Annotated in this window: 20 protein-coding genes; 5 read left to right on the top strand and 15 right to left on the bottom strand. The window is 72.0% G+C overall.

Annotation, left to right across the window (positions count from 1 at the left end; all coding sequences use genetic code 11):
* Window position 1 precedes the first annotated feature (1 nt).
* The 4 genes from JYA75_RS12600 to JYA75_RS12585 all read right to left on the bottom strand — a co-directional run bounded on the left by JYA75_RS12600 (window position 2) and on the right by JYA75_RS12585 (window position 2,524).
* Window positions 2-217, bottom strand: coding sequence for a hypothetical protein (locus JYA75_RS12600; RefSeq protein ID WP_003937583.1), 216 nt, complete (start codon window positions 215-217; stop codon window positions 2-4).
* Between the two features lie 71 nt (window positions 218-288).
* Window positions 289-1,026 (bottom strand): 1-acyl-sn-glycerol-3-phosphate acyltransferase, encoded by a 738-nt coding sequence (locus JYA75_RS12595; protein ID WP_185712912.1) that lies wholly within the window; start codon window positions 1,024-1,026, stop codon window positions 289-291.
* A gap of 74 nt (window positions 1,027-1,100) precedes the next feature.
* Complete coding sequence (locus tag JYA75_RS12590) at window positions 1,101-2,192, bottom strand: PLP-dependent cysteine synthase family protein (protein ID WP_006935906.1); 1,092 nt, start codon at window positions 2,190-2,192, stop codon at window positions 1,101-1,103.
* Entirely contained in the window at window positions 2,189-2,524 is a 336-nt protein-coding gene (locus tag JYA75_RS12585) for a DUF4229 domain-containing protein (RefSeq protein WP_006935907.1), read from the bottom strand. The genes JYA75_RS12590 and JYA75_RS12585 overlap by 4 nt, the downstream gene beginning before the upstream one ends.
* 162 nt (window positions 2,525-2,686) lie before the next feature.
* Between JYA75_RS12585 and JYA75_RS12580 the strand changes: the two genes are divergently transcribed.
* A complete protein-coding gene (locus tag JYA75_RS12580) occupies window positions 2,687-2,896 on the top strand; it encodes a BldC family transcriptional regulator (protein ID WP_006935908.1) in 210 nt (69 codons plus the stop codon).
* Window positions 2,897-3,026: 130 nt separating this feature from the next.
* Complete coding sequence (locus JYA75_RS12575; protein WP_029545121.1) at window positions 3,027-3,227, top strand: hypothetical protein; 201 nt, start codon at window positions 3,027-3,029, stop codon at window positions 3,225-3,227.
* On the opposite strand, the gene JYA75_RS12570 is transcribed toward JYA75_RS12575, so the two are convergent.
* Genes JYA75_RS12570 through hemL form a run of 7 tightly spaced genes read right to left on the bottom strand, consistent with a single transcriptional unit; the run spans window position 3,209 to window position 10,580 of the window.
* Window positions 3,209-4,351 carry an AAA family ATPase gene (locus JYA75_RS12570; RefSeq protein ID WP_312026459.1) on the bottom strand — a complete coding sequence of 381 codons (1,143 nt, stop codon included), beginning with the start codon at window positions 4,349-4,351 and terminating at the stop codon, window positions 3,209-3,211. The two genes, JYA75_RS12575 and JYA75_RS12570, sit on opposite strands and share 19 nt — an antisense overlap.
* 53 nt (window positions 4,352-4,404) lie before the next feature.
* Window positions 4,405-5,388, bottom strand: a complete 984-nt coding sequence (gene ccsB / locus JYA75_RS12565) for a c-type cytochrome biogenesis protein CcsB (protein WP_029545125.1) — start codon at window positions 5,386-5,388, stop codon at window positions 4,405-4,407.
* Window positions 5,385-7,067 (bottom strand): cytochrome c biogenesis protein ResB, encoded by a 1,683-nt coding sequence (locus tag JYA75_RS12560; protein ID WP_185712913.1) that lies wholly within the window; start codon window positions 7,065-7,067, stop codon window positions 5,385-5,387. Before JYA75_RS12560 ends, ccsB begins: the two co-directional genes overlap by 4 nt.
* Window positions 7,064-7,924: a cytochrome c biogenesis CcdA family protein gene (locus JYA75_RS12555; RefSeq protein WP_006935923.1), complete on the bottom strand. Its 861-nt coding sequence runs from the start codon at window positions 7,922-7,924 to the stop codon at window positions 7,064-7,066. Before JYA75_RS12555 ends, JYA75_RS12560 begins: the two co-directional genes overlap by 4 nt.
* Window positions 7,925-7,942: 18 nt before the next feature.
* Window positions 7,943-8,560, bottom strand: coding sequence for a TlpA disulfide reductase family protein (locus JYA75_RS12550; protein WP_006935930.1), 618 nt, complete (start codon window positions 8,558-8,560; stop codon window positions 7,943-7,945).
* Entirely contained in the window at window positions 8,557-9,207 is a 651-nt protein-coding gene (locus JYA75_RS12545) for a histidine phosphatase family protein (protein WP_050035615.1), read from the bottom strand. The genes JYA75_RS12550 and JYA75_RS12545 overlap by 4 nt, the downstream gene beginning before the upstream one ends.
* A 50-nt stretch (window positions 9,208-9,257) precedes the next feature.
* Window positions 9,258-10,580: a glutamate-1-semialdehyde 2,1-aminomutase gene (gene hemL, locus JYA75_RS12540; protein WP_050035616.1), complete on the bottom strand. Its 1,323-nt coding sequence runs from the start codon at window positions 10,578-10,580 to the stop codon at window positions 9,258-9,260.
* A gap of 81 nt (window positions 10,581-10,661) precedes the next feature.
* On the opposite strand from hemL, the gene JYA75_RS12535 reads away from it, so the two are divergent.
* The gene (locus JYA75_RS12535) at window positions 10,662-12,230 is read left to right on the top strand and encodes an ATP-binding protein (protein ID WP_006935933.1); all 1,569 of its coding nucleotides are present in this window, start codon (window positions 10,662-10,664) and stop codon (window positions 12,228-12,230) included.
* Between the two features lie 10 nt (window positions 12,231-12,240).
* Window positions 12,241-14,178, top strand: a complete 1,938-nt coding sequence (locus JYA75_RS12530; protein ID WP_203330075.1) for an acyl-CoA dehydrogenase — start codon at window positions 12,241-12,243, stop codon at window positions 14,176-14,178.
* A 22-nt stretch (window positions 14,179-14,200) separates the two neighbouring features.
* Here the strand turns inward: JYA75_RS12530 and JYA75_RS12525 are convergent, their stop codons facing one another.
* The 3 genes from JYA75_RS12525 to JYA75_RS12515 all read right to left on the bottom strand — a co-directional run bounded on the left by JYA75_RS12525 (window position 14,201) and on the right by JYA75_RS12515 (window position 17,718).
* On the bottom strand, window positions 14,201-15,046 hold the full coding sequence (locus JYA75_RS12525; protein ID WP_006935936.1) for a cyclase family protein: 846 nt from the start codon (window positions 15,044-15,046) through the stop codon (window positions 14,201-14,203).
* Between the two features lie 12 nt (window positions 15,047-15,058).
* A complete protein-coding gene (locus JYA75_RS12520; RefSeq protein WP_029545131.1) occupies window positions 15,059-16,204 on the bottom strand; it encodes a PQQ-dependent sugar dehydrogenase in 1,146 nt (381 codons plus the stop codon).
* Between the two features lie 71 nt (window positions 16,205-16,275).
* The gene (locus JYA75_RS12515; protein ID WP_065922300.1) at window positions 16,276-17,718 is read right to left on the bottom strand and encodes an MFS transporter; all 1,443 of its coding nucleotides are present in this window, start codon (window positions 17,716-17,718) and stop codon (window positions 16,276-16,278) included.
* A gap of 58 nt (window positions 17,719-17,776) precedes the next feature.
* On the opposite strand from JYA75_RS12515, the gene soxR reads away from it, so the two are divergent.
* Entirely contained in the window at window positions 17,777-18,232 is a 456-nt protein-coding gene (gene soxR / locus JYA75_RS12510; protein WP_065922299.1) for a redox-sensitive transcriptional activator SoxR, read from the top strand.
* Here soxR and JYA75_RS12505 read toward each other — a convergent pair.
* Entirely contained in the window at window positions 18,229-19,383 is a 1,155-nt protein-coding gene (locus JYA75_RS12505; RefSeq protein WP_006935947.1) for a PQQ-dependent sugar dehydrogenase, read from the bottom strand. The genes soxR and JYA75_RS12505 overlap by 4 nt on opposite strands.
* Window positions 19,384-19,404 lie beyond the last annotated feature (21 nt).

Here is a 19,404-nt window from a genome sequence, read left to right as displayed (position 1 = left end):
ATCACCCACGCTTCCGGTTGTACTTCTGGTGGACGGCCTGCCTGCTCACCTCGAGCGCATCGGCGATCGCCTGCCACGACCAGCCCTGCCGGCGGGCGTTGTCGACCTGGATCGCCTCGAGTCGTTCGAGCAACCGTCGCAGGGCCCGCACGGCCCGCAACCCCTCTGCGGGGTCGGGGCTTCCGGCGGCGGCGGCGAGTGTGGTGGCCTCGGTCATACCGTCAATTTACGTTGACAAGCGGGCGGACGTCAAGAAAAGTTGACGCGTCGGGGCGGGGCGCGACCGGTTCAGTACCGCGCGACGGCGCCGTCCACCGCACGCTGCAGCTCGTCCTGCACCAGGCGCGTGACGTCGCGGACCTTGCCGTCGAGGTCGGTGACCGGCTCGGTGAGGAACACGCTCGCCGGGCGTGACGGGTCCTTGCCGGGCCCGTAGCCGATGCCGACGCACACCAGCGCGGGCCGCGCCCCCAGATCGCGCGAGCGGCGGACGATGTGCCCGATGCCGGTCCCGAGCGGCTGCAACCGGGTCGGGTCCCCCTCGTTGCAGGTGCCCTCGGGGAAGATCGCGACGCTGTCGCCGTGATGCAGCCGCGCGGCGGAGACGTCCATCATCCGGCGCCCGGCATCGGAGACCGCCCGCAGGCCGTGGTTCTTGGCCCGGAAGACCGGGATCCCGCCCATCATGTCGATCTTGCGGCGCTGCGACTCGTCGGCGAACAGCTCGTCCTTCGCCAGCACCCGCGTGCTGCCGATCACCGGGCGCAGCGGGGAACGCCACGCCGTCGCCGCGAGGACGTACTGATCGCTGTGGGTGAGGTGGTTGGCGACGACCAGGAGGGGCGTGCGAGCCCGGATGAGTTCGCGGAGGCGATCGCGGACCCCGTCGTCGCAGCACACCCGGGGGCGGTACCGGGCGGCGAGCAGGGCGTAGGCCGCCCGGGCGACGGGCCGGCTCTGCCGGTGCTCGAGGTAGAAGTCGTAGACGGCTTCGTAGTTGTCCAGGGCCACGACGGGGCGTTCCATGCCCCCACGATACTCAACCTACGACACCGTAGGCTACGGCCTCGTAGGGTCGGGTGCGGCCGAGGTGCGACGGCTCAGGCCTCCCACCTGCCGGTGTCCGCGAACTTCTCGAGCGTCGCGGTCGGGCCGGCCAGATCCATGCCCTCACCGGCCACCCAGCCGTCGTCGAAGTAGGTGCCCGCGTAGCGTTCCCCGCCGTCGCACAGGAGGGTGACGACGCTGCCGCGCCGGCCGTCGGCGATCATCTCGGCGATCAGGCCGAACGCACCCCACAGGTTGGTCCCGGTCGAGCCCCCGACGCGGCGGCCCAGGCTCTCGCTCGCGTGCCGCATGGCGGCGATCGACGCGGCATCGGGCACCCGGATCATCCGGTCCACCACCTGGCCGACGAACGACGGCTCCACCCGGGGCCTGCCGATGCCCTCGATCCGCGACGGCATGCCGGTGGTGTAGTCCACCGAGCCCGTCTCGTACCCGCCGTAGAACGCGGAGTTCTCGGGGTCGACGACGGCCAGCCGGGTGCGGTGGCGGCGGTACCGGATGTACCGCCCGACGGTCGCGCTGGTGCCGCCGGTGCCCGCGCCGACGACGATCCACTCCGGGATCGGATGCTCCTCGAGCTGCAACTGGGTGAAGATCGATTCGGCGATGTTGTTGTTGCCGCGCCAGTCGGTGGCCCGCTCGGCGTGGGTGAACTGGTCCATGAAGTGACCGCCCAGCTCGACGGCGAGCCGGCGTGCCTCGGCGTAGATCTCCGGCGGCCGGTCGATGTAGTGGCACCGCCCGCCCTGCGCCTCGATGAGCGCAACCTTGGCGGGGCTGGTGTTGCGCGGCATCACCGCGACGAAGTCGAGGCCGAGCAGCTTCGCGAAGTATGCCTCGCTGACGGCGGTCGAACCGGACGACGCCTCCACAATTGGGGTGTCCTCGCGCACCCAGCCGTTGCAAATGGCATAGAGGAACAGCGACCGCGCGAGCCGGTGCTTCAGGCTGCCGGTGATGTGCGTGGACTCGTCCTTCAGGTACAGCTGGACACCCCACCCGGGAGGCAGCGGATAGCGCAGCAGGTGCGTGTCGGCGCTGCGCTGGGCGTCGGCCTCGATCAGCTGGACGGCACGATCCACCCAGTCCCGCGACGCGCTGCGATCGACGACGCCGTCGCTCACCTACGATCCTCGCCGCGCAGGCGGGCCTGCAGGTCGGCCCGGTCGGCGCGGCGGCGCGCGTCGACGGACGCGATACTCTCGTTCACCCGGCGGCGCAGCGGCGCGAACACGACGAGCGAGAGCGGCAGCGCGATCAGCACCGCGAAGAGCGCGGCGACCAGCAGGGGGATCTCCACTCCGAACAGGCGGGGCACGTAGAGGATCACCACAGCGAGCACGAGGACGAGAGCCAGCCGGGCCAGCGAGTAGAGGGCGACGTCCCGGGCCAGGGTGCCCTTGCCGGTGCCGGTGTTGCCGGGCTGGTCAGGACGGTTCTGCGATGCTTCACTCACCCGTCCAGGGTAACCGCCGCGCGCGGGCACCCTGCTGGTCGACCGTCCGTTTTGTCTATTACTTCCGCTTTACCAACCGTAGACCGTTCGAGCAACCGGGGTATTCGGTGTCAACATGGCCACGTCGATCCGAACGAGACGAAACACCCGGAAGGACCATCGATGAGCGCACCCGCATTCAACGGCGCGAAGGAATCGCTGCTGACCCCCGGCCAGGTCGCGGCCCTGTTCCACGTGGACCCGAAGACGGTCACCCGCTGGGCCCACGCCGGCCGGCTCGGCTCGCTGCGCACCCCCGGCGGTCACCGCCGCTTCCGGGAGTCCGAGGTACTCGCGCTGCTGCGCTCCCTCACCACCGAAGCCACCCGCTGATCCGAGGAGACGGAGGCATCGTCGGGGACCCAGGCCACATCTGCACTCCCGCCACTACGAATAGACTGAAGGAGCAGGCCCGGCCGGCTGCGGAAACGCCGGCGGACTGCTCGCGGCGAGGAGGTGCGTGGTGCTCTACCTGTTGGCCATAGTCGGTGCCCTCACGATTGCGGTGCTGCTGTGGAAGGCGTTCGGTCCCGACCTTCGCTCCCGGCCGACCCGCGTGATCGGACCCGACGACGACCCGGACTTCCTGTGGAAGGTCGACCGGGAGTTCCGGCGCAGGTCCGCCGACGGCACCCCCGGACCCGATCAGGACCCCGGAGACTGATCTCCGGCCGAGTGACCTGTCCCGCCGCTGCGCTCGCCCCGGTGGCCTGTCCCGTCGCTGCGCTCGCCCCGGTGACCTGTCCCGTCGCTGCGCTCGCCCCGGTGGCCTGTCCCGTCGCTGCGCTCGCCCCGGTGGCCTTTCCCGTCGCTGCGCTCGCCCCGGTGACCGCGACGCGGGAAGTCCGCGGCGACCCCCGCCGCGAGTTCCAGCAGGGCTCGCCGGGTGCGTGGCTGCAGCCGGGCCAGGTCTACCTCCGCACCCTCCTCGAGGTGCGGATCGAACGGCAGCACGTGGACGGCGCGGCAGCGCCGCGCGAAGTGCTCGACCAGCCGCTCCACGTCCACCTTGCCGGACCGGGGCCGCACGGCGTTGACCACCGCCACCGAGCGGGCCACCAGGTTCCGGTAGCCGTGGGCGTCGAGCCAGTCCAGCGTCGCCGAGGCGCTCCGCGCGCCGTCCACCGATCCAGAGCTGACGACCACCAGCGTGTCCGCGTTCGCGAGAATCGCGCGCATCGCCGAGTGCATCAGTCCCGTGCCGCAGTCGGTGAGCACGATGTTGTGGAACCGTTCGAGGAGTGCCAGTGCCCGCTCGTAGTCCCGCGCGCTGAACGCCTCCGAGACGGCCGGGTCGCTGTCCGAGGCCAGCACCTCGAGACGATGCCGGTTCTGTGAGGTGTGGGCCCGGACGTCGCCGTAACGGTGGATGTGCGCCTCGTCGCGCAGCAGCGTGCGCACCGTGCCGGACGCTCGGTCGGCGACCTTCTGGCTCAGTGTCCCCCGGTCGGGGTTGGCGTCCACCGCAACCACCCGGTCGCCCCGCAACAACGCGAACGTCGACCCGAGCGTGACCGTGGTGGTGGTCTTGCCGACCCCGCCCTTCAGGCTCAGCAGCGCGATCCGGTAGCAGCCGTGCAGCGGTCCGCGCACCTGCTCGACCAGTTCGCGGCGCTGCCGGCCCCGCCGGCTGTCGCCGGGATCGATGCGCCCGCCGGTGCCGCGGTACACGGCCCGGCGCCACCCCCGCGCGGGCGCCGGCTGCACCCGGCTCACGAGAAGCGATGCGTCCAGATCCCGCGCCGACGGCTGCGCCGTCCCCGTCCGCTCGCCGTCCTCCGGCACCACGTCGTCCCCCGTCCCCGGTCCCCCACGGCCCGGCCGACGCGGACGATAACAGATCAGGTCAGGCCGGCGTACGAGTGCAGACCGGAGACGACCATGTTGATGATGAAGAGGTTGAACAGCATGGCGACGAAGCCGGCGACGTTGATCCAGGCCGCGCGCGTGTTGCGCCAGCCCGACGTCGCGCGGGCGTGCAGGTACGCCGCGTACATCACCCAGGTGATGAACGAGACGGTCTCCTTGGGATCCCAGCCCCAGAACCGGCCCCAGGCGGCCTCGGCCCAGATCGCGCCGAGGATGATGCCGGCACCGAACAGCGGGAACCCGATGATGGTGGTGCGGTAGGCGAGACGGTCCAGGGTCTGCGCGTCCGGCAGGCGCTCGGCGATCCGGCCGAACACGCCGCGACCCTCCTCGCCCTTCGGGAACCGGATGCGCAGCAGGAACAGCAGGCTGGCGACGCCGGAGACCAGGAAGATGCCGCTGCCGACGCTGATGATGGTCACATGGATGGGCAGCCAGAACGACTGCAGGGCGGGCACGACGGGCGCGGCGTCGGCGTACAGCACGGTCGCCGCGAGGAACATCAGGATCAGCACCGGCACGAGAAGGTAGACCCACATGATCCGGTAGGCCGGCCGGCGCAGCACCACCAGGCCGAACAGCACCGCCGCGGCGCACGCCATCGACACGAACTCGTACATGTTGCCGAGCGGGAAACGCTCGGTGGACAGCCCGCGCAGCACGATCGACGTGACCTGCAGGGCGGCCACCACGACGACGAGCGCGCGCCCCATGTTGCCGAGACGCTCGGACAGCGTCCGGCCCCGCGGCTCCTCTACCCGGCCCGGACCGTCCGGCGCCGAGGGCGGCTCGCCGGCCGCGCCGACGGCGACGAGCGTGCGCTCACGCTCGGCGACGAGATCGGCCCGGTGCGAGGCGTACTCGGCGATCAGCAACACCAGCGCGAGCACCAGCACCGCGAACGCCGATTCGAATGCCCAGTCGCTGTACTGCGCGAGGGTCTCGTTGAGGGTCATGCCTTCTTCTCCTGTGCTGCCTTCGCACGTGCGGTCGTGTCGTCGCCGAGCAATCGGCCGGTCAGACGCTCGAACTCGTCACCCCATCCGGCCTGGTCGGTCCGGGCGAGACCACCGAGTTCTACTACGGTACGTCGTTCCCCGTCGGCCACTGTACCGGCCGGGTAGGCCCGCACCCAGATCCGGCGGCGCTTGATCAGCAACGACACCAGTAGCCCCACCATCATCGTGATCGCCGAAACCAGCACCCAGGTCTGCGCCGGGTCGTGCGAGACCTGCAGGTTCACGAAATCGGTCGCGCCGTCGAAGCGGATCTGTGTCCCGTCGGGGAGCGTCACGCTCTCCCCCGCGAACAGGTTCACCCGGTCCTGCTTGACCAGCCGGCCCTGGTTGATCAGCTCACCGTTGAGGGAGAACAGCGACTGCGGGGTGCCGGTGTCGAGACCCGTGTCGCCCTTGTAGATGTCGATCGCGACGGCGGGATCGGTCAGCGCCGGGTAACCGGAGGACAACAGGTTGCCGTGGAACACCGCGGTGGGCGCGAACAGGCCCTCTATCGCGATCTGGTTGCGCCGCCGCTCGTCGGGATCCGGGTACATCCCGCCCGGCGGGTCGAACCGCATCGCGCCGCTGCTGAGGAAGGTGGTCGCGTCGTCGGGCCGCCACTGCAGCGTCTCGGTGCGGGTCTCGCCGTCGGGCCACGTCACCGTGAAGGACGGCGCGAAGCCGTGGCCCTGCAGGTAGACGCGGTCGCTACCGACCCGCAGCGGGTGGTTGACCCGCAACTGCGCGTCGCGCCAGGTGTTCGTCGCCAGGTCGGCCCCCGCCTGGTAGTCGATGTTCGAGGTGAACATCTCGGCCTGCCCGTTGTCGAGGTAGTCCGCGGAGAAGTCCTTCACGCGGATGCACATCGGAGTCAGGCCCGTGCCGTCGAGGGTGTTGCCCGCGCGGAACGAGTCGAACGCCGCCGGCGAGCTCGTGCAGAACTCCTCACCGTTGGCGACCAGGATGCGCTGGCCCTCGTAGCCGAACAGCTTGCCCACCGCGACCGCGGCGAGCAGACCCACCAGCGCGAGGTGGAACAGCAGGTTGCCGGCCTCGCGCAGGTACCCCTTCTCCGCGGCGAGCGTGAGCTCGCCGTCGCGCGCGCCGCGCCCCGCGGTCGTCTCCACGCCGCGCTCGGCGATGCGCCAGCCCCGCAACTGACCGCGCACCCGGGCGAGCACCTCCTCGGGTGAGGCGTCGACCGTGGTCTCGAGGTGGTGCGGCAGCCGCGACAGGTTGCGCGGCGCCGGCACGGGCCGGGTGCGCAGCGCGCGGTAGTACTCCGTGCAGCGCGGCAGGATGCAGCCGATCAGGGAGACGAACAGCAGCACGTAGATCGCGGTGAACCAGAAGCTGCCGAACACGTCGAACAACTCGAGCCGGTCCAGGAGCGGCCCGAGGGTCGGGCGCGCGGCGATGTACTCGTCGACCTTGCCGGAGTTGAGGCTGCGCTGCGGCAGCAGCGCGCCGGGGATCGCCGCCAGCGCGAGCAGGAACAGCAGCACCAGCGCGGTGCGCATCGACGTCAGGCCGCGCCAGGTGTTGCGGACGAACGCCGCGGTGCGACCGGCCGGGCCCTGCCGCGGCGGCGGGGTCGGCGACGTTGGGGCGGTGGGGGTGTCGGTGGCCGTCATATTGGCATCGTGACCTCGGAAATAAAGGCGTCCCGGATCCAGGAGACGAACACGTCCCAGGCGCCGGTGACGAGGGCGATTCCGACGGCCACGAGCATGAAGCCGCCGACGAGTTGGACGGTGCGGGCGTGGGCGCGCAGCCAGCCCACCCCGCGCAGGGCCCGCGCCGAGCCCAGCGCGAGAACGACGAAGGGCAGCCCGAGGCCGAGGCAGTACGCCACGATCAACGCGACGCCCCGCGCGGCGGTGGTGCCCTCGGTCCCCGCGGCCAGGGAGATCACCCCGGCGAGCGTGGGACCGAGGCACGGCGTCCACCCGAGGGCGAAGACGCCGCCGAGCAGCGGCGCGCCTGCCAGTCCGGAGATGCGCCGGGGTTCGGGGCGGGTGTCGCGCTGCAACGCCGGGATCAGCCCGACGAACACCAGGCCCATCACGATGGTGACCACCCCGCCGATCCGCATCAGCACCTCGCGGTTGACGGAGAGCACGGAGATCGCGCCGAACACCGACGCGGTGGCGAGGACGAACACGACCGTGAATCCGGCGACGAACAGCGCGGCGGCCCCGGCGACGCGCAGGCGCCCGTCGTCGCGGACGGTGGTGGTGCGCCCGCGCGCCTCGGCGGCGGTCACCGCGGGGGCCTCGGCACCCACGACACCGGCCAGATAGGACAGGTAACCGGGCACGAGCGGCACCACGCAGGGCGATGCGAAGGACACGAGTCCGGCCAGCAGGCACGCCCCGAGGGCCAGCAGCAGCGGGCCGGACGAGGCGACCGACTGGAAGGTGTCCCCGATGCCCGCGGCGAGGACGGCCTCGCTCACCAGCGGATCACTGCTCACCACTGCACCACCCATGTCACTGCACCACCCATGTCACTGCTCGGACGGACTTTCCGCGGCCACGCGCTCGACGACCGGCTGCAGATCGCTCGCGAGCAGTTCGGTCAGGAACACGGCGGCGACGCGGTGGTCACGGTCGAGGACGACCGTGGTCGGTACGACCGAGGTCGGGTAGTTCGCCCCCAGGGCGAGCAGCGAGCGCATCGACGGGTCGTAGATCGACGGGTAGCCCACCCGGTTGTCGACGACGAAATCCTGGGCCTTGTCGCGCTGGTTGTCGCGGACGTTGATGCCGAGGAACTGCACGCCCTGATCCTTGGTGGCCTCGTAGACCTGCTCGAGGTCGTCGGCCTCGCTGCGGCACGGGGCGCACCACTGGCCCCACACGTTGAGCACCACCACCTGGCCGGCGTAGTCGTCGAGCGAGAGGGTCTGCCCCTCGTTCATCAGGTCCTCACCCGACAGTGCACCGAGGGTGCCGCGGTCCGTGGGCGGGTCGTAGAAGATCCGGGTCTGGCCCCCGGGCGAGACGAAGTCGAAGGTGCCGCCGGTGGCGACGGCGTCGTCACCGGTGGCGCACGACGTGAGAGTGAGGCCACAGGCCAGCGCCGCCGCCGCCAGCGCCGCCCGTCGCGTGGCCCGGCGCCTCATGCGCCGTGGACGGTCGGGTCCGAAGCCCCGGCCGGTTCGGAGTAGACGATGTCGACGAGGGTGTCGCCCTGGTACACCAGCGAGGTCAGCGATGCGAGGCTGCACTGACGGTGCTGCGGGTTGTGCCACAGCCGCTCGCCCTCGAGGAAGCGGCGCAGCGTCCACACCGGCAGCTGGTGGCTGACGCACACCGCCTCCCGGCCGACCGCGGCGATGCGGGCGGCGTTGACGGCGGCGAGCATGCGGTGCGCGATCTGCAGGTAGGGCTCTCCCCACGACGGGGTGAAGGGGTCGCGCAGCTTCCACCAGTGCCGCGGCCGGCTCAACGCCCCGTCGCCGACGGCGACCCGCAGGCCCTCGAACTGGTTGCCCGCCTCGATGAGGTTGTCGTCCGTCGCCACCGGCAGGCCGTGCTTGTTCGCGATCGGCTGGGCGGTCTGCTGGGCCCGCTCGAGCGGGGAGGCGACGATGTGCGCGACGTCGTGGTCGGCGAGCGCCGAGGCCACCGACCGGGCCTGTGCCTCCCCGGTCACGGACAGCCGGAAGCCGGGCAGACGGCCGTAGAGGATGCCGCTGGGGTTGTGCACCTCGCCGTGCCGGAGCACGTGCACGATGGTGCGGGACTCGGACGGGGCAGGTTCGGTCACGTGGGAATTCCTCGGGTGTGCGTCGGGTGTGGTGGCGTGGGAGGGCCCGCTCAGACGGTGGCGGCCGCCGCGGCCTTCGCTGCGTGCGGCAGTGCGTCGGCGATGCGGGAGAACGCGTCGTCGTCGAGCACGGAGGAGACGAACCACGTCTCGAACGCGCTCGGCGGGGCGTAGACGCCGTGGTCGAGCAGGGCGTGGAAGAACGCCGGGAACCGCCACGTCTGCGCGGCCTTGGCCTGCGCGTAGTCGGTCACCGGATCCTCGGTGAAGAAGACGCTGAGCATCGTGCCGGCGAACTGGACCCGGTGCGCGACGCCCTCGGCCGTGAGTGCCTCGCCGATCATCCGTCCGAGGGTGGTGGCGTTCCGGTCGAGCGCGGCGTAGGCGGCGCTGTCGGCGGCGCGCAGGCTGGCCAGCCCGGCGGCGACGGCGACCGGATTACCCGACAGGGTGCCGGCCTGGTAGACGGGCCCCGCCGGCGCGAGGTGGGCCATGACGTCGGCGCGGCCGCCGAACGCGGCCGCGGGCAGGCCGCCGCTCATCACCTTGCCGAACGTCATGAGGTCGCCGGCGACACCGTCGATGCCGTACCAGCCGGCCGGTCCCGCCCGGAACCCGGTCATCACCTCGTCCATGATCAGCAGCGCGCCGTGCTCGCGGGTCAGCTCGCGCAGGCCGGCGTTGAAGCCCGGCAGCGGCGGGACGGTGCCCATGTTGCCGGCGGCGGCCTCGGTGATCACCGCGGCGATCTTCCCCGGGTTGGCGACGAACGCCGCGCGCACCGCCTCGAGGTCGTTGTACGGCACGACTATGGTGTCCTCGGCCTGCGCACCGGTCACACCCGGCGACGTCGGCAGCCCGAAGGTGGCGACGCCGGAGCCGGCGTCGGCGAGCAGGGCGTCGACGTGACCGTGATAACAGCCCGCAAACTTGACGATCTTGGTTCGGCCGGTGAATCCGCGTGCCAGCCGCACCGCGCTCATCGTCGCCTCGGTGCCCGAGTTGACGAGCCGGACCTGCTCGACGGGCTCGATGCGCCCCACGATCTCCTCGGCGAGTTCCACCTCACCGGCCGTCGGCGCGCCGAACGACAGGCCCGTCGTGGCGGCGCTGCACACCGCGTCGACGACCGCCGGGTGCGCGTGGCCGAGGATCATCGGCCCCCACGAACACACCAGGTCGACATAGGAATTGCCGTCCACGTCGGTCAGCGTGTAGCCCGAGGCGGACGCGACGAAGCGCGGGGTACCGCCGACCGATCCGAATGCGCGGACCGGAGAGTTCACACCCCCGGGAATCACCTTCGACGCCCGGTCGAACAGTGCGGTGGAAACGGAGTCGCGGGCGCGAGATGCATCGGGGGTCGCAGTCACGACCTCCAGTGTCCCAGTTTCGCGGGATTTGCCAAAAGGCGTGGACCCTGCAACGGCGGTCGTTCCGGTAGGAATGTGACCATGGTCTCGTTCGACGACGTCCGGATCGCCCTCGCGGACCGCTTCCGGGTGGTCACCGCCGCGTTGTCCGCCGACGGCCGTGAGGTACTTCTCACCGGACCGGTGGACGTCGGTGTCGACGTCGGCGGGTTCGCGGTCGTCGAACTCGACGACGGGCGCCGCCTCGCCGTGCAGGTCCGCAGCGTGCGCATCGTCGAACGCGAGGGCGCCGACGTCGACGTCACCGTCGACGAACCGGGTCTGCCGGTGCGGTCGGTGCGGGGCCGGGCGATGGTGCGGACGCTGGCGGGTTCCGCGACCGTCCTGGGGGTGTTCGGCGACGGCCGGTTCGTCGCCACGCCGGAGACGGAGCCGTTTCCCGAGCGGCATGTGCGTCCGGCCACCGAGGCCGAGACCGCGACGATCGCCGCCGCGCTCGCCGGCACCCTCGACGTGGGCACCATGCTGCACGCCCCGGCGGTGCCGGCGCGGCTGCACCCGGCGGGCTTCGCCCGGCACACCTTCATGTGCGGCCAGTCCGGCTCCGGCAAGACGTACACGACCGGCGCGGTCCTCGAACGGCTGCTCGTCGCGACGACCCTGCCGATCGTGGTGCTCGACCCCAACTCCGACCACGTGCAGCTCGGCCGGCTGCGGGATCCGGGGGACGACTCCCCCGCCGCGCGCCGGCATCGCGAGGCCGCGACCGGAGTGCGGGTGGTACGGGCCCGCGGCGCCGACTCCGACCACCTGCTGTGCCTGGATCTCAGCGACCTTCCCCTCGTCGCGCAGGCGCTGCTGCTGCGCCTGGACCCGGTGCACGACCTCGACGAGTACTCGGCGTTGCGCCGCGTCACCGCCTCCCTCGCCGTCCCCTACTCGGTCGCGGACGTGCGGTCCGCGGCGGCGGCCGACCCCGCGACCGCGCGTCTCGCGACCCGCATCGACAACCTGGGGATCGCGGCGTGGGAGCTGTGGCGCCGGGGGGACGAACGCTCGGCCGCCGAACTCGACATGACGGCGGGCCGGTGCTTCGTGATCGATCTCGGCAGCCTGAACTCCCCCGGCGAGCGGGCCGCGGTGGCGCTCGGCCTGCTGGGCCGGCTGTGGATGCTGCGGCGGCGCCGCCTGCCGATGCTCCTGGTGGTGGACGAGGCGCACAACATCCTGCCGTCGGCCACGGCGGACCCGTTGTCGTCGAGCACCGCGGATCTGGGGGTGCTCATCGCCGGCGAGGGCCGCAAGTTCGGGCTGCACCTGTTCGTCGCCACGCAGCGCCCCGGGAAGGTGCATCCGAACGTCGTGTCCCAGTGCGACAACCTGTTGCTGATGCGCATGAACGGCAGCACCGACATCGAGGAGCTCGCACACCTGTTCTCGCACGTCCCGCCGGCGATGCTGCACCGCGCCACGACGTTCGGGCTGGGCCAGGCCCTCTTCGCGGGACCGATCGCTCCGACCCCCCTGCTGGCCCGCGTCGGGACACGGGTCAGTCCGGAAGGCGGCGCGGACGTCCCGACGGACTGGGCGCATCCTGCAGCCGATACCGGCGTTCTCACATACCCACACGAGGGGCCCGAATCGTCCTAGTGTCGAGTCCATGACGACCACAGCTGAGCACATCCGCATCACCCTGGACGGCGCGTGGCGGCAGGCGCGCGAGCGGGCCCGCGCGGATCTGGACCGGCCCGAGTTCGCCCCGCACTACACGCCGGACCTGGACGTGGCCCGGGCGATCACGCTGAAGCAGATGCGGATGCTCGCCGAATCCGGCTATGCCCGGGCGGGCTTCTCCAAGGCGGTGGGCGGGGGCGGCGACGCCGGTGGTGCGGTGGCGTCGATCGAGATGCTCGCCATGTCGGACCTGTCGCTGATGGTCAAGGCCGGGGTGCAGTGGGGCCTGTTCGGCGGCGCGATCGAGAATCTCGGCACGACCCGTCACCACGAGCGCTACCTCGGCCCGCTCATCGACCTCGATCTGTTCGGCTGCTTCGCGATGACCGAGACCGGTCACGGCTCCGACGTCCAGTCGCTCGAGACGACGGCGTCGTACGACCCGGGCACCGAGGAGTTCGTGATCCACTCCCCCACCCCGTCCTCACGCAAGGACTACATCGGCGGCGCGGCGCAGCACGCGACGGTCGCCGCGGTGTTCGCGCAACTGATCACCGGGGGCAAGTCCCAGGGCGTGCACTGCTTCGTCGTGCCGATCCGCGACGAGAACGGCGACGACCTGCCCGGCGTCACCACCTCCGACTGCGGCCACAAGGGCGGCCTGCCGGGCGTGGACAACGGGCGGATCATGTTCGACCACGTGCGGATCCCGCGGGAGAACCTGCTCAACCGGTACGCCGACGTCGAGCCCGACGGGACCTACGTCTCGGCGATCGAGAACCCGAACCGCCGCTTCTTCACCATGGTGGGCACGCTCGTGCGGGGCCGGGTCACCGTCGGCGGCTCGGCGGGTGCCGCGGCCCGCGTCGCGCTGTCGATCGCGACGCGGTACGCGTTGCAGCGCCGCCAATTCAGCGCCCCGGGCGACGAGAACGAGGTGCTGCTGATGGACTACCTGGTGCATCAGCGCCGCCTGCTGCCGCTCATCGCGAGGTCGTACGCGCTGACCTTCGCGCAGAACGAGCTGGTCTCGACCATGGACCGGATCCAGACCACGCCCGTCGACGACGTCGACCCCCAGGAGCAGCGTGAGCTCGAGAGCCGCGCCGCCGGACTGAAGGTCGCCAACACCGCCCACGCGACGCGCGCCATCCAGGAGTGCCGCGAGGCCTGCGGCGGCGCCGGATACATGGCCGAGAACCGGCTGACGGCGTTGAAGGCGGACACCGACGTGTTCACCACCTTCGAGGGCGACAACCACGTGCTGACCCAGCTCGTCGCCAAGGAACTGCTCACCGCCTACGCGGACGAGGTCCGCGGGATGAGCCCGGTGGAGTGGATGAAGTTCGCCGCCGTCACGGTGTCGGACATCGTCAAGAAGCGCACCGCCGCGCAGCAGATCCTCCAGACCCTCGTCGACACCCGGAAGGACAACGAGGAGGACGGCAGCCTCTTCGACCGGGGCACGCAGATGGCGATGTTCGAGTCCCGGGAGCAGTACCTGCTCTCGACGGCGGCGCGGCGGCTGCAGGCCGCGTCGAAGCGCGAGGAGAACATGTTCGACGCGTTCAACTTCGTGCAGGACCACGTGCTGCACGCCGCGCAGGCCCACATCGACCGGGTCGTGCTCGAGGCGTTCGTCGCGGGCATCGACTCGTGTCCCGACGAGGCGGGCCGCGAGCTGCTGTCGGACCTGTGCGACCTGTACGCGCTGAGTGTCATCGACGAGGACAAGGCCTGGTACATGGAGCACCGGCAGCTGTCGGTGGAGCGGGCGAAGGCCGTGTCACGCGGCATCAACGAACGCTGCCGGACCCTGCGCCCGCACGTGACGACGCTCGTCGAGGGTCTCGGCGTGCCGGAGCACCTGCTGGGGTCGGCGATGCTCGACGGTCCGGGCACGGACGCCGGTCGCCTCGGCTGACCCGCCGGGCCGGGTGCGCGGATCAGACCAGTGCCAGCACCCGGCACGGTCCGCCGGTGCCGCCGACGTGCTTGGGCGCGCCGACGACGACGGTCGCGCCGCGCGGCGGCACGGCCGCGAGGTTCGCCATCGCCTCGATGCCGTAGCGGCCCGCGCCGAGCAGCTCCACGTGGGCGCCGAAGTCGCTGCTGCTCGCCCGGTCGAGGCTGAGGGTGTCGACGCCGAGCCCCACGACGTTCCGTTCGTGCACGAGCATCCGCACGGCGTCGCGGTCGAATCCCGGCGCGTGCGGGATGCGCAGCGCGTCGGCGTTGACGAAGCGGGCGGGGTCGGCGAGGCGGGCCTCCCAGCCCGAGTGCATCGCGACGAACGCGCCCGGCGGGATCGGGCCGTGCTGCTGTTCCCAGGCCGCCACGTCGGCGACGGTGACCACGGAGTCGTCGTCCTGCGCGGCCTTGCCGGCGATGTCGACGACGGCGAGCGGGGCCACGAAGTCGCGCACCGGCAGCGCCTCGACGGTGGCGCCGCCGCGCACGATGTGGGCCGGGGCATCGAGATGGGTGCCGGTGTGCTCCCACAGCGACATCTCGTTGACGGCGAACCGCCCGGTGTCGAGCGTTGCGACGGGACGCATCGTGAACTGCTCGTTGCCGGGCCAGACCGGGAACTGCGGGGTCAGCGTGTGGGTCAGGTCGATCACCGCGTCGGCCCGCACGGGGGTGGTGTTCCCGCCGGCCCGTGCGGCGGGCGTCGCGGCGAGGCCCGCGGCGGTCACGCCCACTGCGGCGAGGAAGGACCGGCGGCCGAATCGGCTTCGGCTGTCCTGGATCTCGCGATACACCCGGTCGAGCACCGTCGGTGAGCACATCGTCTCGCCCTCTCAGTCGGCGGCAGGTTCCACCAGCAGGACGCGGTCGCCGCTTCCGTTGTCCGTCGTGACGAGCAGTGCCCCGTCGGGCCGCGCGGTCACCGACCGCAGCCGGCCGAATCGGCCCTCGAGCGCGGTCGCGGTCTCGTCCACCGCGCGGCCGTCGGCGGTGAGTTCGAGGAACAGCAGCTTCTCCTGCTGTTGGCTCGTGATCACCAGTGCGCCGTCCCACCCGTTCCAGCCGGCACCGGCGACGAACGTGCCGCCGGGAGTCGCGAGGGTGGGGGCGCCGGAACTCCACACGGCCCCGATCGCCCCCGGAACGCGGGCCGGGTCGGTCATGGGCACCGACTCGTCGTAGACGAACGGGAAGCGGTCGGGCCGGTAGCCGTAGTTGCCACCCGGCAGCAGCAGATTCACCTCGTCGTCGCGGCCGGTGCCCTGCTCGACCGCATAGAGTTCGCCGGTGCCGGGACGCTGCGCCAGTCCCTGCACGTTGCGGTGGCCGAGAGTGAACACCGGGCTGTTCGGATCGGGGGTGCCCGCCGCGGGAGTGCCGTCGGGATCGATGTGGAGCACCTTGCCGCCCAGGCTGTTCCGGTCCTGAGGAACCTGGGGGTCGGCGGTGTCGCCCGTGCCGACGTACAGCGATCCGTCGGGGTGGGCGAGCAGCCGGCAGCCGCCGTGACGGCCGCCCTGCCCGGCCGGAATGCCGGCGAGCACGGTGGCACCACGGGTCAATTCCGTCCATCCGGCATCGACCGTCCACGACTGCACGCGGATGTCGGTGCCGTCCGGGCCGCGATGACCCTGGCAGCTGTAGAGGGTCCGGCTCGTCCCGAAATCGGGCGCCAGCGCCAGTCCCATCAGACCGGTCTCGCCCTCGGCGTACAGGTCGGACAGGTCGGCGCGCACGTCGCGGACGTCACCGTCCGGGCCACGGGCCACGAAGCGGCCCCTGCGTTCTCCGGTGAGGATCGTCCCGTCCGGCGCGGCGACGACGTCCCAGGGCTTGCTCAGCCCCTCCATCAGTGGCGTCACGGTCAGCGCCGGCAGCGCGCCCGCCTCGGGTGGCGCCGCGTGGGCGCTCGGCGCCCCTGCCGCGAGCACGCCCGCTGCGATCGCCGCCGCGCACCTCCCCGGGATTCGCACGCGCATCTCCTCCTCGCCGGATCCCGGCGATGTTACGGAAGGCGATGCGCCGGACGGCGACGACACGCGCGGCGGCGTCAGATTCGTTCGGGTTCCGCTGCGGAGGAGTCCGCCGGGACCGACCGGAGCCGGTGCGCGCGGGCCGGAACCGCGCGGCGCGCGGCGAGCACGCCGAGCACCGCCACGGCCGCGAACCCGAACAGCAGGAGCCGCGCCGAGCGCACGTCGGACGGTTGTCCCGCGTTGACGAGGACCCCGGCCAGTGCTGCGCCGAACGCGTTCGCGATCAACTGGACGGTGTTGATCGCGGCGGACGCCCTGCCGCTTTCGCGCGGGTCGGCGACGGCGTTCATCGCGCCGACCGCGAGGTGCGGCCACGCGATGCCGATGCCCGCGCCCGCGACGACCAGTCCCGTGACCCACGCCGCGACCGCAGCCGGTCCGGCCTCGTCACGCACGACGGTCGCCATGAGCGCGAGACCGAGGCCGACGAGCACCGGAGCGCTCACCACGATGCGGTGCACGGTCCGTGGCGCGGACGCCGAGGCGCTCGGGATCTCGCCGAGCGTCCACCCCACCGCGAGCGCGGCGCCGAGGAAGCCGGCGGCCAGCGGTGCGAGGCCGGCGAGGCGCTGCCCGAACAACGGGACGAACGTCTCGGCGGTCGAGGCGACCGCCAGCACTGCGATCGTCAGGTACACCCAGCGCAGCCGGGCGGTGGTGAACGTCGCCGCGGGCAGGATGCCGTGCGGGCTGCGGCGGTCGACGGCGACGAACGCGACCACGGCAGCGGACGCGACCGCGATGAGGGCGATCGTGGGCGCACTGCCGGTCACGACGGCGGCCACGCTGACCGTCAGGGCCGCGGCGGTGAGCAGGGCGAGCGAACCGAGCGGAATCCTGCCGGCATCCCGCGATCCGCGGGCGTGCGCCGGCAGGGTGAAGGGCACCGCGGCGGCGACCGCGAGCGTGCAGACCACTAGCGCGCCGAACGCCCATCGCCAGGCGTGGAACTGGGCGAACACGCCGCCGACGGCGGGTCCCGCAAAGGTCCCCACGCCCCACATCGCCGATACGAGCGCCGCGCCGCGGCTCCAGAGGCGTTCGGGCAGTGCACTGTTCAGAACGGCGTAGCCGAGCCCGGCGAGCAGGCCGCCGCCGAGTCCCTGGACCGCCCGGCCCGCCAGCAGCGTCTCCATGGACGGGGCGAGCGCACACACGAGGGTGCCGGCCGCGAAGGTCCCGAGCGCCACGAGGTAGGCGCCCCGGGGTCCGCGGGCGGCGAGGAGGCGGGCCACGGCCGTCGAGGAGATCACCGACGCGATGAGGAACACCGTCGCCGTCCACGCGTAGTAGGCGTGGCCGCCGATCTCCTCGACCGCGGTCGGCAGCAGGCTCGTGGTGAGGTACACGTTGGTGGCGTAGAGGGCAACTCCGCCGGCGAGAACCGATGCTGTACCGAGGTATTCGCGCCCGAGAAGTTCCGGCCAGGAGCCGGCGCGAGTCGTGGATCCGTGCATGCCGGTGACTGTAGAGTCTCGAGTGCACTTGAGATCAAGCGCGGGGAACGGAGTCGTGATGAGCCGCACGAGCGAAGAACTGCTGGCGATCGGTGAAGTCTCCCGGCGCACGGGCGCCGCCGTGTCTGCGATTCGCTACTACGAGTCGCTGGGACTTGTGACGGCACACCGCACCGCAGGCGGCACGCGCCGCTTCCCCCGGCACACGATCCGGCGCATCTCGATCATCCAGTTGGCGACCCGGTTCGGCATTCCGCTCGCCGAGGTGGCCGAGGTGTTCTCGGCGCTGCCGGCCGACAGGCCCCCGACCCGACGGGACTGGATGCGCATCTCGCGGGCATGGCACGAGCGCCTCGCGGAACGCAAGCAGGCGATCGACCGGATGCAGCGCGAACTGGCGGGGTGCATCGGCTGCGGCTGCCTGTCGCTGCAGGCGTGCACACTGTTCAATCCGGGCGATCGGCTGGGCGAGGACGGCGCGGGCGCGCGGCGCGTCGACCCAGGGGCACGCTAGACGGGGGCGACCTGCAGAATCTTGTCGCCGGAGCCGTTGTCGGTGGTGACGAGGAGCGAGCCGTCGGGCAGCGAGGTGAGCGACCGCAGGCGGCCGTACTCCCCCTCGAGCAGCGTCGCCGACTCGGTGACGCTGCGGCCGTCACCGGACAGGCGCAGCAGCAGGAGCTTCTCGTCCTGCTGGCTGCTGACGACGAGCGCACCGGACCACGGGCCCCACGCCGGCCCGGCCGCGAACGCCAGCCCCGGGGTGGCGATGGTGGGCGAGCCGGAACTCCACACCGCCGGGATCGCGCCGGGCACGCGCTCGGGATCGGTCATCGGCACCGATTCGTCGTACGTGCCGGGTTCGCGGTCGGGACGCCAGCCGTAGTTGCCGCCCGGCACGAGCAGGTTGACCTCGTCGTCGCGGCTGCTGCCCTGCTCCACCGAGTAGAGCCGGCCGGTGCCGGGCTGCAGCGCCAGCCCCTGCACGTTGCGGTGGCCGAGGGTGAACACGACGCTGCCCGGATCCGGGTTGCCGGGCGCCGGCGACCCGTCGGGGTTCAGGTGCAGCACCTTGCCGCCGAGGCCGGCCGGATCCTGCGGCGCCGTCGGGCGGGTGGCGTCGCCCGTGCCGATGTACAGGGTGCCGTCGGGGTGCGCGAGGATCCGGCAGCCGCCGTGGCGCCCGCCGCGGGCGACGGGCAGGCCCTCGACGACGGTGCGCTGCCGCGTCATCGTGGTCCAGCCGGGATCGACGGTCCAGGCGTAGACGCGGACGTCGTCGGGGTCGCGGTGCCCCTGGCACGCGTAGACGGTGCGGCTGGACTCGAAGTCGTGGCCGAGCGCCACGCCCATGAGCCCGGTCTCCCCCACCGCGTACAGGTCCGGCAGGTCGGCGCGCAGTTCCTCGACGCGCCCGTCGGGCCGCCGGACGACGAACCGGCCCGACCGTTCCCCGGTCAGCAGCGTCCCGTCGGGGGCCTGCACCACGTCCCACGGATGGTCGAGACCGTCGACGAGGGTGGTGACGGTGACCCGCGGCGCGGCCGGCGACTCGGGGACCGCGCTCGGCGTACCCGAGAGCACCGTCCGCGCGGGCTCCTCCGGCGCACACGCCGTCAGGACGCACGCCAGTCCCGCAGCGCACAGTCCGTGGGCGATCCGCATGCCGATCGGGCTCCTCGGGCG

Source organism: Rhodococcus sp. PSBB066 (assembly GCF_017068255.1).
GTDB classification, from domain to species: Bacteria; Actinomycetota; Actinomycetes; order Mycobacteriales; family Mycobacteriaceae; genus Rhodococcus; species Rhodococcus aetherivorans.
Note: the sequence above shows the minus strand (reverse complement) of the source record. Positions and strands in the feature narration are given on the sequence as shown.